Origin of the sequence: Pseudomonas sp. EggHat1, assembly GCF_014892995.1 — a bacterium.
Taxonomy (GTDB): Bacteria; Pseudomonadota; Gammaproteobacteria; order Pseudomonadales; family Pseudomonadaceae; genus Aquipseudomonas; species Aquipseudomonas chaetocerotis.
Genome location: NZ_JACKQK010000007.1, coordinates 87788 through 101139, shown reverse-complemented (window position 1 = coordinate 101139; position 13352 = coordinate 87788). Strand labels below are relative to the sequence as shown.

Genomic DNA, 13352 nt, shown 5'->3' with positions numbered 1-13352 from the left:
ATGATGCGTACACTGCTGCTCTGCCTGTTGCTCATCAGCCAGGCAGCCTCGGCTCAGGTCTATACCTACGTCGATGCTGAAGGTAACCGCGTATTCACTGACAAGCCGCGCAGCAGCACTGCCGAACGGGTGATGCTGGCGCCGTCCAACAGCGCGGAAATGAGCCAACCCCAAGCCACGGTGCGCATGGCCCCGCCACCTGCGGTAAGCAAACCGACCGTGCACTATCAGGTGCTGCGCATTCTCGTGCCTGAACCGGACGCCTCGATCCACAACGGTTCCGGCGACATGATCGTCACCCTCACCAGCGAGCCAGGCCTGCTGCCCGGCCACAGCTACCGGTTGCGGCTCGACGGCGAACCCCAGGGCGAGACAAGCCGCAGCCCGGTGTTCTCCCTGCAGCACGTCGACCGTGGTACGCACCAACTGGTGGCAGAAATCATCGATTCCGCCGGACTCATCGTCGAGCGCACACCGGCGCAGCCCTTCCACATGCACCGCATGACCCTGGCACAGAAGCGCAAGATCAATCCGTGCAAGAAGGATGAATACGGCGTTCGCCCCGAATGCCCACTCAAAGACAAGCCCAAGGAAGAGGCCAGCATCCTTCCCTTCTTCTGAATTCGATTGCACCTTAATAGTGCAATCGAACGCACCACCTCCTAAGCTCTCCCTGTTTTGGGTCGTTTTTCTCAACCCAACCTCGCTACCACGCCACCAGACCTCGGGTGGATCGCACAAAAATTGCCGGAAGCCATTTTTGACCTCGCTTGCGACGGCCCAAATGGGGGCCACCAGGGATGGCAGGCCATAAAAAATGCGTCTTTTCGGGGCCTTGGTTTGCTTCTTGCATTTTCCTGCCCATTGCCGGAATGCGCTGCCTATGACCATCAACGACGCTCTGCACCGACTGCTACTCGATAACCTGACAACCGCCACCCTGTTGCTCAACAGCCAGCTGTGCCTTGAGTACATGAACCCGGCGGCGGAGATGCTCCTGGCCGTCAGCGGCCAGCGCAGTCATGGTCAATTCATCAGCGACCTGTTCACCGAATCGCCAGAGGCGCTGTCATCGCTGCGCCAGGCGGTGGAACAGGCTCATCCGTTCAACAAGCGTGAAGCCGTGCTGACCTCGGTCACTGGCCAGACCCTGACCGTGGACTACGCCGTCACCCCGCTGTTCAGCAAGGGCGAAACCCTTCTGTTGCTGGAAGTGCACCCGCGCGACCGACTGCTGCGTATCACCAAGGAAGAGGCGCAGCTGTCCAAGCAGGAGACCACCAAACTGCTGGTGCGCGGCCTCGCCCACGAAATCAAGAATCCGCTCGGCGGCATTCGCGGTGCAGCGCAACTGCTGTCGCGCGAACTGCCCAACGAAGAGCTCAAGGACTACACCAACGTCATCATCGAAGAGGCCGACCGCCTGCGTAACCTGGTCGACCGCATGCTCGGCTCGAACAAGTTGCCGTCGCTGGCGATGACCAACGTGCACGAGGTGCTGGAGCGCGTCGCCAACCTGATCGAAGCGGAAAGCCAGGGCAGCATCACCTTGGTGCGCGACTACGACCCGAGCATTCCGGACCTGCTGATTGACCGCGAGCAGATGATCCAGGCCGTGCTCAATATCGTGCGCAATGCCATGCAGGCCATCGCCGGACAGAAACACGACATGGGTCTCGGGCGCATCAGCCTGCGTACCCGCACCCTGCGCCAGTTCACCATCGGCCACACGCGCCACCGCCTGGTGGTCAAGGTCGAGATCATCGACAACGGCCCAGGCATCCCGCCTGAGCTGCAGGAAACCATCTTCTATCCCATGGTCAGCGGGCGTGCCGACGGCACCGGCCTGGGCCTGGCCATCACCCAGAACATCATCAGTCAGCACCAGGGTCTGATCGAGTGCGAGAGCTATCCCGGCCACACCGTATTCTCGATCTTCCTACCGCTGGAACAAGGAGCGCCCACGCCATGAGCCGCAGTGAAACCGTCTGGATTGTCGACGACGATCGTTCCATCCGCTGGGTACTGGAAAAGGCCCTGCAACAGGAAGGCATGACCACCCAGAGTTTCGACAGTGCCGACGGTGTACTCGCCCGCCTGACCCGCCAGCAGCCGGACGTGATCATCTCCGATATCCGCATGCCCGGCGCCAGCGGCCTCGACCTGCTGGCCCGCATCCGCGAGCTGTACCCGCGCCTGCCGGTGATCATCATGACCGCGCATTCCGACCTGGACAGCGCGGTGGCCAGCTATCAGGGCGGCGCCTTCGAATACCTGCCCAAACCGTTCGACGTCGACGAGGCCGTGTCGCTGGTCAAGCGCGCCTTCCAGCACGCTCAGGAACAACAAAGCCTGGCCGCGCCCGCAGCGCAGGCACGCACCCCGGAAATCATCGGCGAGGCGCCGGCGATGCAGGAGGTGTTCCGCGCTATCGGCCGCCTCAGCCATTCCAATATCACCGTGCTGATCAATGGTGAATCCGGTACCGGCAAGGAGCTGGTGGCCCACGCCCTGCACCGCCACAGCCCACGCGCGGCAGCGCCGTTCATTGCGCTGAACATGGCGGCGATCCCCAAGGATCTGATGGAGTCCGAGCTGTTCGGCCACGAGAAAGGTGCCTTCACCGGTGCAGCCAACCAGCGTCGCGGCCGCTTCGAACAGGCCGATGGCGGCACCCTGTTCCTCGACGAGATTGGCGACATGCCGGCCGACACCCAGACACGTTTGCTGCGCGTATTGGCCGATGGCGAGTTCTACCGTGTCGGCGGCCACACCCCGGTGAAGGTGGACGTGCGCATCATCGCCGCCACCCACCAGAACCTGGAAACCCTGGTACAGGCCGGCAAGTTCCGTGAAGACCTGTTCCACCGCCTCAACGTCATCCGCATCCATATCCCACGTCTGGCTGATCGCCGCGAAGATATCCCGACCCTCGCTCACCACTTCCTCGCCCGTGCTGCGCAGGAGCTGGCGGTGGAGCCGAAGCTGCTCAAGAGCGAAACCGAGGATTACCTCAAGCACCTGCCCTGGCCGGGCAACGTGCGCCAGCTGGAGAACACCTGCCGCTGGATCACCGTCATGGCCTCGGGCCGTGAGGTCCATGTCGACGACCTGCCGCCGGAGCTGCTGACTCAGCCGCAGGACGCCGCACCGGTGACCAACTGGGAGCAGGCGCTGCGCCTGTGGGCCGACCAAGCCCTGGCGCGTGGCCAGTCCAACCTGCTCGACAGCGCCGTGCCGGCTTTCGAGCGCATCATGATCGAGACCGCACTCAAGCACACCGCCGGCCGCCGCCGCGACGCCGCCCTGCTGCTGGGTTGGGGTCGCAACACCCTGACGCGCAAGATCAAGGAACTGGGCATGAAGGTCGACGGCGGGGATGACGACGACAGCGACGACTGATCCCGCCAGCATTACGAAAAAGGGCATCCCATGGGATGCCCTTTTCATTTTCCCCGGATTGCATCCGGGCTACGACACGAAGATCGTAGGGTGCGCCGCGCACCGCCAATTGTCGCCGCCCGCTCAACCGCGCTGCGCGTTCTTGATCGAGATCTGCGTGTTCAGGGTCCAGAAGTCATAGAGCACACCGATCAGGAACAGGCCGCCGGTGAACAGGTAGATGATCCCGGTGATCCACTTGCCCTGATACATGCGGTGCACACCGAACACACCCAGGAAGGTCAGCAGGATCCACGCCACGTTGTAGTCCGTATCCCCCGCGGTAAAGCGCAGGTCGGCCTCGCGATCCATCGAGGGAATCAGGAACAGGTCGATGATCCAGCCGATGAAGAACAATCCCAGGGTGAAGAACCAGATGGTGCCGGTGACCGGCTTGCCATAGTAGAAGCGATGGGAACCGAGAAAACCGAAAATCCACAGCAGATAGCCGATCAGCTTGCTGTGCGTATCCTGTCGTTGCATGACGAACTCCTTGTACGAGGTGCAGCTATGACGCTGCGCGCCGAGTGAAGGTTTCATTTTCGCAGAAACGATGCAACACAACGAATGACTTGATAGCTGTACGACGCCCATATACTGTATAAAAAAACAGTATATATATCGCCTGCCATGCAACTGATCGAAAAGCTCACCATCCTCGCCGACGCAGCCAAGTACGACGCTTCCTGCGCCAGCAGTGGCGCGCCAAAGCGCAGCTCCAAGGGCAAGGACGGCGTCGGTTCGACCAACGGCATGGGCATCTGCCACAGCTACACGCCGGATGGTCGCTGCGTGGCGCTGCTCAAAGTCCTGCTGACCAACTTCTGCCTGTACGACTGCCAGTACTGCATCAACCGACGCTCCAGCGACGTGCCGCGTGCGCGCTTCACCCCCGAAGAAGTGGTGACGCTGACCTTGGACTTCTACAAGCGCAACTGCATCAGCGGCCTGTTCCTCAGCTCCGGCATCATCCGCTCGGCCGACTACACCATGGAGCAGTTGATCCGAGTCGCCAAGCTGTTGCGCCAGGAGCACCAGTTTCGCGGCTACATCCACCTCAAGACTATCCCCGATGCCGCACCAGAGCTGATCGCCGAAGCCGGCCTGTACGCCGATCGCCTCAGCGTCAACATCGAACTGCCCACCGAGACCAGCCTGGTGCGCCTGGCGCCGGAAAAGAACGTCGGCAGCATCCACAAGGCCATGCACAACATTCATCTCGGCGAACGCGAGGCCAAGGAAGAGCGCCGCGCGCCGCGCTTTGCACCGGCCGGACAAAGCACGCAGATGATCGTCGGCGCCGATGCCACCGATGACAGCACCATCCTGCACAACGCCCAGAGCCTGTATCACGACTATCGCCTGCGCCGTGTCTACTACTCGGCGTTCAGCCCGATTCCGCAGAGCCCGAAGACCGTGCCCTTCGAGGCGCCGCCGCTGCTGCGCGAGCACCGCCTGTACCAGGCCGACTTCCTCATGCGCGGCTACGGTTTCAGCGCCACGGAGCTGTTGGCCGGCCCTGGCAACCTGGCACTGGACATCGACCCCAAGCTGGCCTGGGCGCTGGCCAATCGCGAGCAGTTTCCGGTGGACCTCAATCGCGCCGACGAGTCGCTGATTGCCCGCGTGCCCGGCATCGGCGTGCTCAGCGCGCGGCGCCTGGGTGCGCTGCGGCGGGAACGACGCATCCGCTACGAGGATCTGACCCGCCTGCGCTGCGTACTGGAAAAGGCCAAGCCCTTCATCATCACTCAGGATTACCGGCCGCCACGTGCCGAACATGAGTCAGTGGTACTGCGCCAGCAACTGCGCGACACACCGGCACAGATGGCGTTGTGGTGATGCACAGCCTGCGCTTCGACGGCACCTTCGCCACCTGGCGCCAGGCCGCGCGCCGTGCACTGCTGCAAGGCTTGGCACCACACCAGTTGCAATGGCTGGACGAAGAAGCGGCGCCTGGCCTGTTCGACCAGCCCGCCGAACAAACGCCGGAGCCCAATGGCCGCCTGCGGGTATCGCCCGAACTGCTCGATTTGCTGGAAAGCGCCGCACAGTACCGGGGCGACGAGCGCTGGAGCCTGCTTTACCGTGTGCTCTGGCGTTTCGTGCAAGGCGAACGCAGCGCCGTACTGGCCGGTGACCCCGACGGCAGTGAGCTGCATCGTCGGCTCAAGGCCGTGCGCCGTGAGGCCCATCACTTGCACGCCTTCGTGCGCTTTCAGCCGAGCAAGGCTGCGGGCGCGCCGGACTTCGTCGCCTGGTTCGAACCGGCGCACGACATTCTCGCCTCGGCCAGCGGCCACTTCGCCGAGCGTCTGGGCAAACATAGCTGGCTGATCGCAACGTCGCGTGATGGCGTTTACTGGGATGGCCAACGCCTGCAGCATGAGCGCCGCTGCCCAGTGCAGTGGCAAGCCTGGGCGCAGCAGCCCGAGGATGACGGCCAGGCCCTGTGGCGTGCCTACTACGGCAGCACCTTCAATCCGGCACGGCTCAACCGCACGGTGATGCAGCAGCATCTGCCGCTGAGATTCTGGAAACACCTGCCGGAAGGCCCGCTGATTCCGCAACTGATGAGCGAGGCACGCGCCGGCGCGCAGCGCGATGGCCAGGCATTGGTGCTGGCAGGCAGGAAGGGCAAACGCATTGCTCGGATAAACGAAGGGGACGCTTCGCGTCCCCTGTCTGCTGGCCTCAGCGGAAGCGACGCCCCGGATCTTCCTCGCTGACCTCCAGCGCCAGGCCCTGGGCCATGCTGGTCAGGTGATCGCCGTCGGTTTCCGAACCGAGCTTGATCATCAGACGCAGGTCGTTGGCCGAGTCGGCGTAGAGCAACGCATCTTCGTAAGTGATCTCGCCCTGGGTGTAGAGGTTGTACAGCGCCTGATCGAAGGTCTGCATGCCCTGCTCGGTCGAGCGTTTCATCAGCCCCTTGAGTTCGTGCACCTCGCCCTTGCGGATCAGGTCAGCAGCCAATGGGGTGTTGATCAGCACCTCGATGACCGCGCGGCGACCCTTGCCATCCGGGGTCGGTATCAGTTGCTGGGCAACGATGGCCTTGAGGTTGAGCGACAGATCCATCCACACCTGGTTCTGCCTGTCCGCCGGGAAGAAGTTGATGATGCGGTCCAGCGCCTGGTTGGCGTTGTTGGCGTGCAGGGTGGCCAGGCACAGGTGGCCGGTTTCGGCGAAGGCCACGGCATGATCCATGGTCTCGCGGGTCCGCACCTCACCGATGAGAATCACGTCCGGCGCCTGACGCAGGGTGTTCTTCAGCGCCACTTCGAACGACTCGGTGTCGATGCCCACTTCACGCTGCGTGACGATGCAGCTCTGGTGCTGGTGGATGTACTCGATCGGGTCTTCGATGGAGATGATGTGGCCGCTGCTGTTTTTGTTGCGGTAACCGATCATCGCCGCCAGCGAGGTGGACTTACCGGTACCGGTGGCACCGACGAACAGCACCAGGCCGCGCTTGGTCAGCGCCAGCTTCTTTAGGATTTCCGGCAGTTTGAGGTCGTCGAGGGTGGGGATATTGGTCTCGATCCGGCGCAGCACCATGCCCACCAGGTTGCGCTGGTAGAAGGCACTGACGCGGAAACGACCGATACCACGGGCACTGATGGCGAAATTGCACTCATGGTTCTCGGCAAAATCGCGGCGTTGCGCCTCGTTCATCACGCCCAGCACGGTCTCGCGAGTCTGCTCCGGCGACATGGCGTTCTTGGTCACCGGCATGATCTTGCCATTGACCTTCATCGACGGCGGCACGCCAGCGGTGATGAACAGGTCGGAGCCGCCTTTTTCGACCATCAGGCGCAGTAGTTTTTCGAATTCCATCGTCGTTCTCGCAGCTTCGTGAGCAATGCCGTGCGGCAGCCATCTGCCGAATCGTAGGAGCGAACTCTGTTCGCGAACAAAACTTCGCTCGCGATGCCCGCTCCTACACCAGTTCCTAGAAGTTTTCCGGGCTCTTGGCCTTCTCGCGCGCACTGTCGCGGCTGACCAGGCCTTTGGACACCAGCGTCTTCAGGCAGGCATCGAGGGTCTGCATGCCCAGCGCGCCACCGGTCTGGATAGACGAGTACATCTGCGCAACCTTGTCCTCACGGATCAGGTTACGAATGGCTGGGGTGCCGATCATGATTTCATGGGCGGCGACACGACCGCCGCCGATCTTCTTCAGCAGGGTCTGCGAGATCACCGCCTGTAGCGATTCCGACAGCATCGAACGGACCATCGACTTTTCCTCGGCAGGGAACACGTCGACCACGCGGTCGATGGTCTTGGCGGCGGAGGTGGTGTGCAGAGTGCCGAATACCAGGTGGCCGGTTTCTGCGGCGGTCAGCGCCAGACGGATGGTTTCCAGGTCGCGCATCTCGCCCACCAGGATGATGTCCGGGTCTTCCCGTAGTGCCGAGCGCAGGGCTTCGGAGAAGCCATGGGTGTCGCGGTGCACCTCACGCTGGTTGACCAGGCACTTCTTCGACTCGTGGACGAATTCGATGGGGTCTTCAATGGTGAGAATGTGGTGGTACTTGTTGCTGTTGAGGTAGTCGAGCATCGCCGCCAGGGTGGTCGACTTGCCCGAACCCGTGGGACCGGTGACCAGCACCAGGCCGCGCGGCACGTCAGTGATCTTGCGGAACACGTCGCCCATGCCCAGGTCTTCCATGGTCAGCACCTTGGACGGAATGGTACGGAACACCGCACCAGCGCCACGGTTCTGATTGAAGGCGTTGACCCGGAAACGCGCCACGCCCGGCACTTCGAAGGAGAAGTCGGTCTCGAGGAACTCTTCGAAGTCCTTGCGCTGCTTGTCATTCATGATGTCGTAGATCAGCGCGTGTACCTGCTTGTGATCCAGCGGCGGCAGGTTGATGCGGCGTACATCGCCGTCGACGCGGATCATCGGCGGTAGACCCGCCGAGAGGTGCAAATCCGACGCGCCTTGCTTGGCGCTGAAGGCAAGCAGCTCAGTGATATCCATGGGACTCCCCAATTACAAGCAAGCAGGTAGAATGCCGCAAACCCTGAGAAGGTGTTTACAAAGCAGCGAGCGAAGGTCAGGCAAAACGAAGTCAGGCGAAAAAGCGCAGTGTACGAGCTGTACATGAGCATTTTGAGGGTGACTTCAACGCAGCATGGCCGAGCGCAGCAATTTGTAGACGCCCTCTCTAGAGGTAGGGCTTTATAGAGCGCAATTAATGTCCACGATAGCAGAGAATATTGCAAAGGTCGGAGCGCGCATCCGTGAGGCGGCGCAAGCCTCGCAGCACAATTTGGCGGATATCGGCCTGCTCGCGGTGAGCAAGACCAAACCAGCAGCGGCCATACGCGAAGCATACGCAGCCGGGCTTCGCGATTTTGGCGAAAACTACCTGCAGGAAGCGCTGGAAAAACAGGCCGAATTGAGCGACCTGCCCTTGATCTGGCACTTCATCGGCCCCATTCAGTCGAACAAGACCCGGCCTATCGCCGAGCATTTCGACTGGGTACATTCGGTGGATCGACTGAAAATCGCCCAACGCCTGTCCGAGCAGCGCCCCGCGCACCTGCCGCCGCTGAATATCTGCCTGCAGGTCAATGTCAGCGCTGAGGACAGCAAATCCGGCTGCAGCCCAGAAACGCTGCCAGAGCTGGCCAAGGCCGTCGCCGCCCTGCCCAACCTGCGCCTGCGTGGGCTGATGGCAATTCCCGAACCTACTGACGATGTCGCCGCGCAGCATGCCGCCTTCGCCCACTTGCGCCAATTGCGGGATGACCTGGCGTTGAACCTCGACACCCTGTCCATGGGCATGAGCCATGACCTGGAAGCCGCCATCGCCGAAGGCGCCACCTGGGTGCGCATCGGCACCGCCCTGTTCGGCGCCCGCGATTACGGCCAGCCCACCCATTGAATGAAGGAACTCCCGTAATGAGCAACCCGATCATCGCCTTCATCGGCGCCGGCAACATGGCCGCCAGCCTGATTGGCGGTTTGCGTGCGCAGGGCGTGGCAGCCAGCGCCATCCGCGCCAGCGAGCCCGGCAGCGAACAGCGCGCCCGCCTGCAGCAGGAGCATGGCATCGTCACCTTCGCGGATAACGGTAAAGCCATCAAAGGCGCCGACCTGATCGTGCTGGCGGTCAAGCCGCAGATCATGAAGGCGGTATGCCTGGATCTGGCTCCGCACCTCGCGCCGAATCAGGTGATCATCTCCATCGCCGCCGGCATCAGTTGTGCCAGCCTGGAAAGCTGGCTGGGCCAGCGTCCCGTCGTACGCTGCATGCCCAATACGCCGGCACTGCTGCGCCAGGGTGTTTCCGGCCTGTTCGCCAACCCGCGCGTCAGCGCCGAGCAGAAAGCCCAGGCCGAGCAGGTACTGAGCGCCGTCGGTCTGGCCCTGTGGCTGGAAAATGAAGCGCAAATCGACGCAGTCACTGCCGTATCCGGCAGCGGCCCGGCTTATTTCTTCCTGCTGATCGAAGCCATGACGAAGGCTGGCGAGCAGCTTGGCCTGCCGCGCGAAACTGCTGCACGCCTGAGCATCCAGACTGCGCTGGGTGCCGCGCGCATGGCCAGCGAGAGCGATGTCGAAGCCAGTGAACTGCGTCGCCGCGTCACCTCGCCGAACGGAACTACCGAAGCAGCAATCAACACCTTCCAGGCCGGCGGCTTCGAAGCGCTGGTACAACAGGCACTGAATGCCGCCGCCAATCGCTCGGCCGAACTGGCCGAACAACTGGGTCAATAAGGGAAGCAAACATGTCCGGACTCATCGAAGCCCTGATCTACATCATTCAGACCCTCGGCAGCCTGTATCTGCTGATCGTCCTGCTGCGTTTCATCCTGCAACTGGTACGCGCCGACTTCTACAACCCGCTGAGCCAGTTCATCGTCAAGGCCACGCAGCCGCTGGTGACGCCTCTGCGCCGAGTCATTCCGGGATTCGCCGGGCTGGATCTGGCCTCGCTGGTGCTGGCCATCCTGGTGCAGCTACTGCTCATGGTCATCACCCTGACGCTGATGGGCTACAACGTCGGCGGTTTCATCCTGCAGCTGCTGGTGTGGTCACTGATCGGTGTGACCTCGCTGTTTCTCAAGGTGTTCTTCTTCGCCATGATCATCAGCGTGATCCTCTCCTGGGTCGCTCCAGGCAGCTACAACCCCGGTGCACAGCTGGTCAATCAGATCTGCGAGCCGCTGCTGGCGCCGTTCCGCAAGTTGCTGCCGAACCTCGGTGGCCTGGATATCTCGCCGATCTTCGCCTTCATCGCGATCAATCTTGCAGACCGCTTCATCATCGGCGGCCTGGCGGCATACACGGGCCTGCCACCAATGCTCAGCCCCTTCCTCTAGCATGAGAGTCGTGCAGCGACACCTTCCTTGCTGACCTTCTCCCTCCGGGAGAAGGTCAGCAAGCGCCGGATGAGGGGTATGCCGATCAAGACCGCAAGTTTCTACCGCTGGGACGGCGAGGACCTGATCCTCGACTGTCACCTGCAACCCAAGGCGAGCAAGGATGAGTTCGCCGGGCTGCATGGTGATCGGCTGAAGATCCGCCTCACCGCCCCACCGATCGAGGGCAAGGCCAACGCGCATCTGCTGGCCTTTCTGGCCAAGGCTTTTGGCGTGGCCAAGAGCCAGGTTAACCTGGAAAGCGGCGAACTCAATCGACAAAAGCGCCTGCGCATTCGCTCTCCGAAAAACCTGCCGCCGATTCCCGGCCTGCAGCGTGCCTGATGACCATTCAGCCACCAGACCCGACCACAAGGCGGGACTGTATCAGCAGCCAATTGACGGCCGCCCTGTACCTCGCATAATGCAGTTTATTCCCGCGATTGCCGTGCTTCCTGGCGGTAACGCCAACCGAACAGTCACGCAGCCCCAGCAAGTGGATGAACTTGCCGAGAGGAGAGCCAGGATGAGCATGGAACGTCTCAGCCAGCAGGTTGACGCTTACGTCGCCTGGAAACGCGAACTGATGCGCGAGATCACGCGTTATCGCAGCTGGCTGGAACATAACCGGCTCAACTCCGAGGCAGTTCAGGCCAAACTCGAACGCGCCCTGAAAATCCTGCGTACCGACCACATAACCCTGGCCTTCGTCGGCGAGTTCTCGCGCGGCAAGACCGAGCTGATCAACAGCCTGTTCTTTTCCGAATACGGCCAACGCATGCTGCCTTCGCATGCCGGGCGCACCACCATGTGCCCGACCGAACTGTTTTTCGACCCGCGCTCGGAACGCCCCTACATTCGCCTGTTGCCCATCGAGACGCGCACGGCCTCGGCCAGCGTTGCCCAGTTCAAGCGCATTCCCCGGCACTGGGTGAACATCCCACTGGACACCAGCGACCCGGCCAACATGGCACTGGCTTTCAGCCAGGTGGCCAAGACCAAGCCGATGCCGGTCGAACAGGCGATCCAGCTCGGCTTCCACCCGGATATGCTCGAAGGCACCGGCAAGCGCGGTCAGGTACTGGTGCCGGCCTGGCGCCACGCCATGGTCAACTTCGACCACCCTCTGCTGCGTCAAGGCCTGCGTATTCTCGACACCCCCGGCCTCAACGCCCTGGGCAGCGAGCCGGAGCTGACCCTGTCGATGCTGCCCAATGCCCAGGCGATCATCTTCCTGCTGTCCGCCGATACCGGCGTCACCGCCAGCGACATGAGCATCTGGCAGCAACACATCCGCCAGCTCGACGAAGACACCCAGACCAGCTTGTTCGCCGTACTGAACAAGATCGACGTGCTGTGGGACGACCTGGCAGGCGAGACCTTCGTGCAGAACGCCATTGGCCAGATCCAGAGCGCCACCGCCAAGCAGTTGGGCATCGCCAAGCAGGACGTACTGCCACTGTCGGCCAAGCAGGCGCTGCTGGCCAAGGTGCGCAAGGACGAAGAACTGCTGGCACGCAGCCAGATGGCTGGCCTGGAGAACCTGCTATGCGAGCGCATCGTCGCGCAGAAGGAGCGCCTGATCGAAGATAACGTGGTACGTCAGGTGCTGGCGCTGCTCAATAACAGTCAGCACGTGCTCAGTCTGCGCCTGGAGAAAGTCAGCGAACAGCTGGCTCTGCTCGGAAGCCATCAGCAGGACAATGGCCAGTTGCTTTTCGAGCTGACCGCCAAGACCAAGGAAGATCACAGCAGGCATCACAAGCGCCTGCTCGGCCTGAAGACCAATCAACGCCTGCTGCAACGCCAGGGTCAGCTGCTGCGTCACGCCGCACGCGCCGAACGCCTGGAAGAACACCTGAGCGAGGTGCGCCGCAATCTGACCGGCAGCTGGACCACCCTGGGCATCAACCAGGCCATCCTGCATTTCTTCCGCGCCGTCGAGCAGGATCTGCACAACCTGCAGCACGAAGCCGACATGGCCAACAAGATGGTTGCAGCCATCTATCGCCGACATAACGAAGACAACCCACTCGGCGGTGTCGACGCGCCGCAGTTCAACACCCAGCGTTATCTGCGTGAGCTGAAGAAACTGCAGGAAAAGGGCGACCAGTTCCGCCTGCACCTGAAGACCCTGCTCACCGAGCAGCGCAGCCTGACCCGACGCTTCTTCGCCACCCTGGCTCAGGAAGTTATAGGCCTGCACCAGCGCCTGCGCCTGGATGCCGAGCAATGGGCCGCCGATGCGCTAATGCCGCTGATGCAACACACCCTGGAACACAAGCAGATGCTGGAAAGCCACATGCTGCGCCTCAAGGCCCTGGCTCAGGAAACCCAGCAGACGCGCAAACGCAGCCTGCAACTGGCGCGCTACCGGGAAGAGCTCGAACAGCAACTGGCCCAGGCCAGCGACATGTTGCGCGTGCTGCGCCGCCCGGCACCGGTGCAGCGCCAGGGCAAGGTGGTCAGCCTGCCGACAGCGGCGCGCCCGCAAAGCCTATAGAGCGGAGCGGGCGCCCAGCTCGCTTGCC

The 13352-nt window shown here is 62.3% G+C and carries 13 protein-coding genes; 10 read left to right on the top strand and 3 right to left on the bottom strand.

The features are described 5' to 3' along the window. The first annotated feature begins 3 nt into the window (after positions 1-3). From INS93_RS13135 to ntrC, 3 genes are all read left to right on the top strand, one after another. Positions 4-621: a DUF4124 domain-containing protein gene (locus INS93_RS13135; protein ID WP_192982953.1), complete on the top strand. Its 618-nt coding sequence runs from the start codon at positions 4-6 to the stop codon at positions 619-621. Positions 622-883: 262 nt separating this feature from the next. Beyond that, positions 884-1972 (top strand): nitrogen regulation protein NR(II), encoded by a 1089-nt coding sequence (gene glnL / locus INS93_RS13130; RefSeq protein WP_017675830.1) that lies wholly within the window; start codon positions 884-886, stop codon positions 1970-1972. Next, on the top strand, positions 1969-3402 hold the full coding sequence (ntrC, locus tag INS93_RS13125; protein ID WP_003463926.1) for a nitrogen regulation protein NR(I): 1434 nt from the start codon (positions 1969-1971) through the stop codon (positions 3400-3402). Before glnL ends, ntrC begins: the two co-directional genes overlap by 4 nt. Positions 3403-3525: 123 nt before the next feature. Here ntrC and INS93_RS13120 read toward each other — a convergent pair whose 3' ends face one another. Beyond that, complete coding sequence (locus INS93_RS13120) at positions 3526-3924, bottom strand: NINE protein (RefSeq protein ID WP_021490398.1); 399 nt, start codon at positions 3922-3924, stop codon at positions 3526-3528. Positions 3925-4071: 147 nt separating this feature from the next. On the opposite strand from INS93_RS13120, the gene INS93_RS13115 reads away from it, so the two are divergent. Together INS93_RS13115 and INS93_RS13110 are read left to right on the top strand one after the other, a co-directional pair. After that, a complete protein-coding gene (locus INS93_RS13115; protein WP_192982599.1) occupies positions 4072-5283 on the top strand; it encodes a putative DNA modification/repair radical SAM protein in 1212 nt (403 codons plus the stop codon). Beyond that, on the top strand, positions 5283-6170 hold the full coding sequence (locus tag INS93_RS13110) for a TIGR03915 family putative DNA repair protein (protein ID WP_192982597.1): 888 nt from the start codon (positions 5283-5285) through the stop codon (positions 6168-6170). The genes INS93_RS13115 and INS93_RS13110 overlap by 1 nt, the downstream gene beginning before the upstream one ends. Here the strand turns inward: INS93_RS13110 and INS93_RS13105 are convergent. Continuing rightward, positions 6136-7281 carry a PilT/PilU family type 4a pilus ATPase gene (locus tag INS93_RS13105; RefSeq protein ID WP_160020041.1) on the bottom strand — a complete coding sequence of 382 codons (1146 nt, stop codon included), beginning with the start codon at positions 7279-7281 and terminating at the stop codon, positions 6136-6138. The two genes, INS93_RS13110 and INS93_RS13105, sit on opposite strands and share 35 nt — an antisense overlap. Positions 7282-7396: 115 nt before the next feature. Further along, positions 7397-8431, bottom strand: coding sequence for a type IV pilus twitching motility protein PilT (locus INS93_RS13100; RefSeq protein ID WP_160020042.1), 1035 nt, complete (start codon positions 8429-8431; stop codon positions 7397-7399). Positions 8432-8648: 217 nt separating this feature from the next. On the opposite strand from INS93_RS13100, the gene INS93_RS13095 reads away from it, so the two are divergent. From INS93_RS13095 to INS93_RS13075, 5 genes are all read left to right on the top strand, one after another. Continuing rightward, on the top strand, positions 8649-9341 hold the full coding sequence (locus tag INS93_RS13095) for a YggS family pyridoxal phosphate-dependent enzyme (RefSeq protein ID WP_192982594.1): 693 nt from the start codon (positions 8649-8651) through the stop codon (positions 9339-9341). Between the two features lie 17 nt (positions 9342-9358). Then, positions 9359-10177 (top strand): pyrroline-5-carboxylate reductase, encoded by an 819-nt coding sequence (proC, locus tag INS93_RS13090; protein WP_192982591.1) that lies wholly within the window; start codon positions 9359-9361, stop codon positions 10175-10177. 11 nt (positions 10178-10188) lie between these two features. After that, on the top strand, positions 10189-10782 hold the full coding sequence (locus INS93_RS13085; protein WP_192982589.1) for a YggT family protein: 594 nt from the start codon (positions 10189-10191) through the stop codon (positions 10780-10782). A gap of 78 nt (positions 10783-10860) precedes the next feature. Continuing rightward, complete coding sequence (locus INS93_RS13080; protein WP_160020046.1) at positions 10861-11166, top strand: DUF167 domain-containing protein; 306 nt, start codon at positions 10861-10863, stop codon at positions 11164-11166. A gap of 181 nt (positions 11167-11347) precedes the next feature. Continuing rightward, positions 11348-13324 (top strand): dynamin-like GTPase family protein, encoded by a 1977-nt coding sequence (locus INS93_RS13075; protein ID WP_192982586.1) that lies wholly within the window; start codon positions 11348-11350, stop codon positions 13322-13324. Positions 13325-13352: the final 28 nt, after the last annotated feature.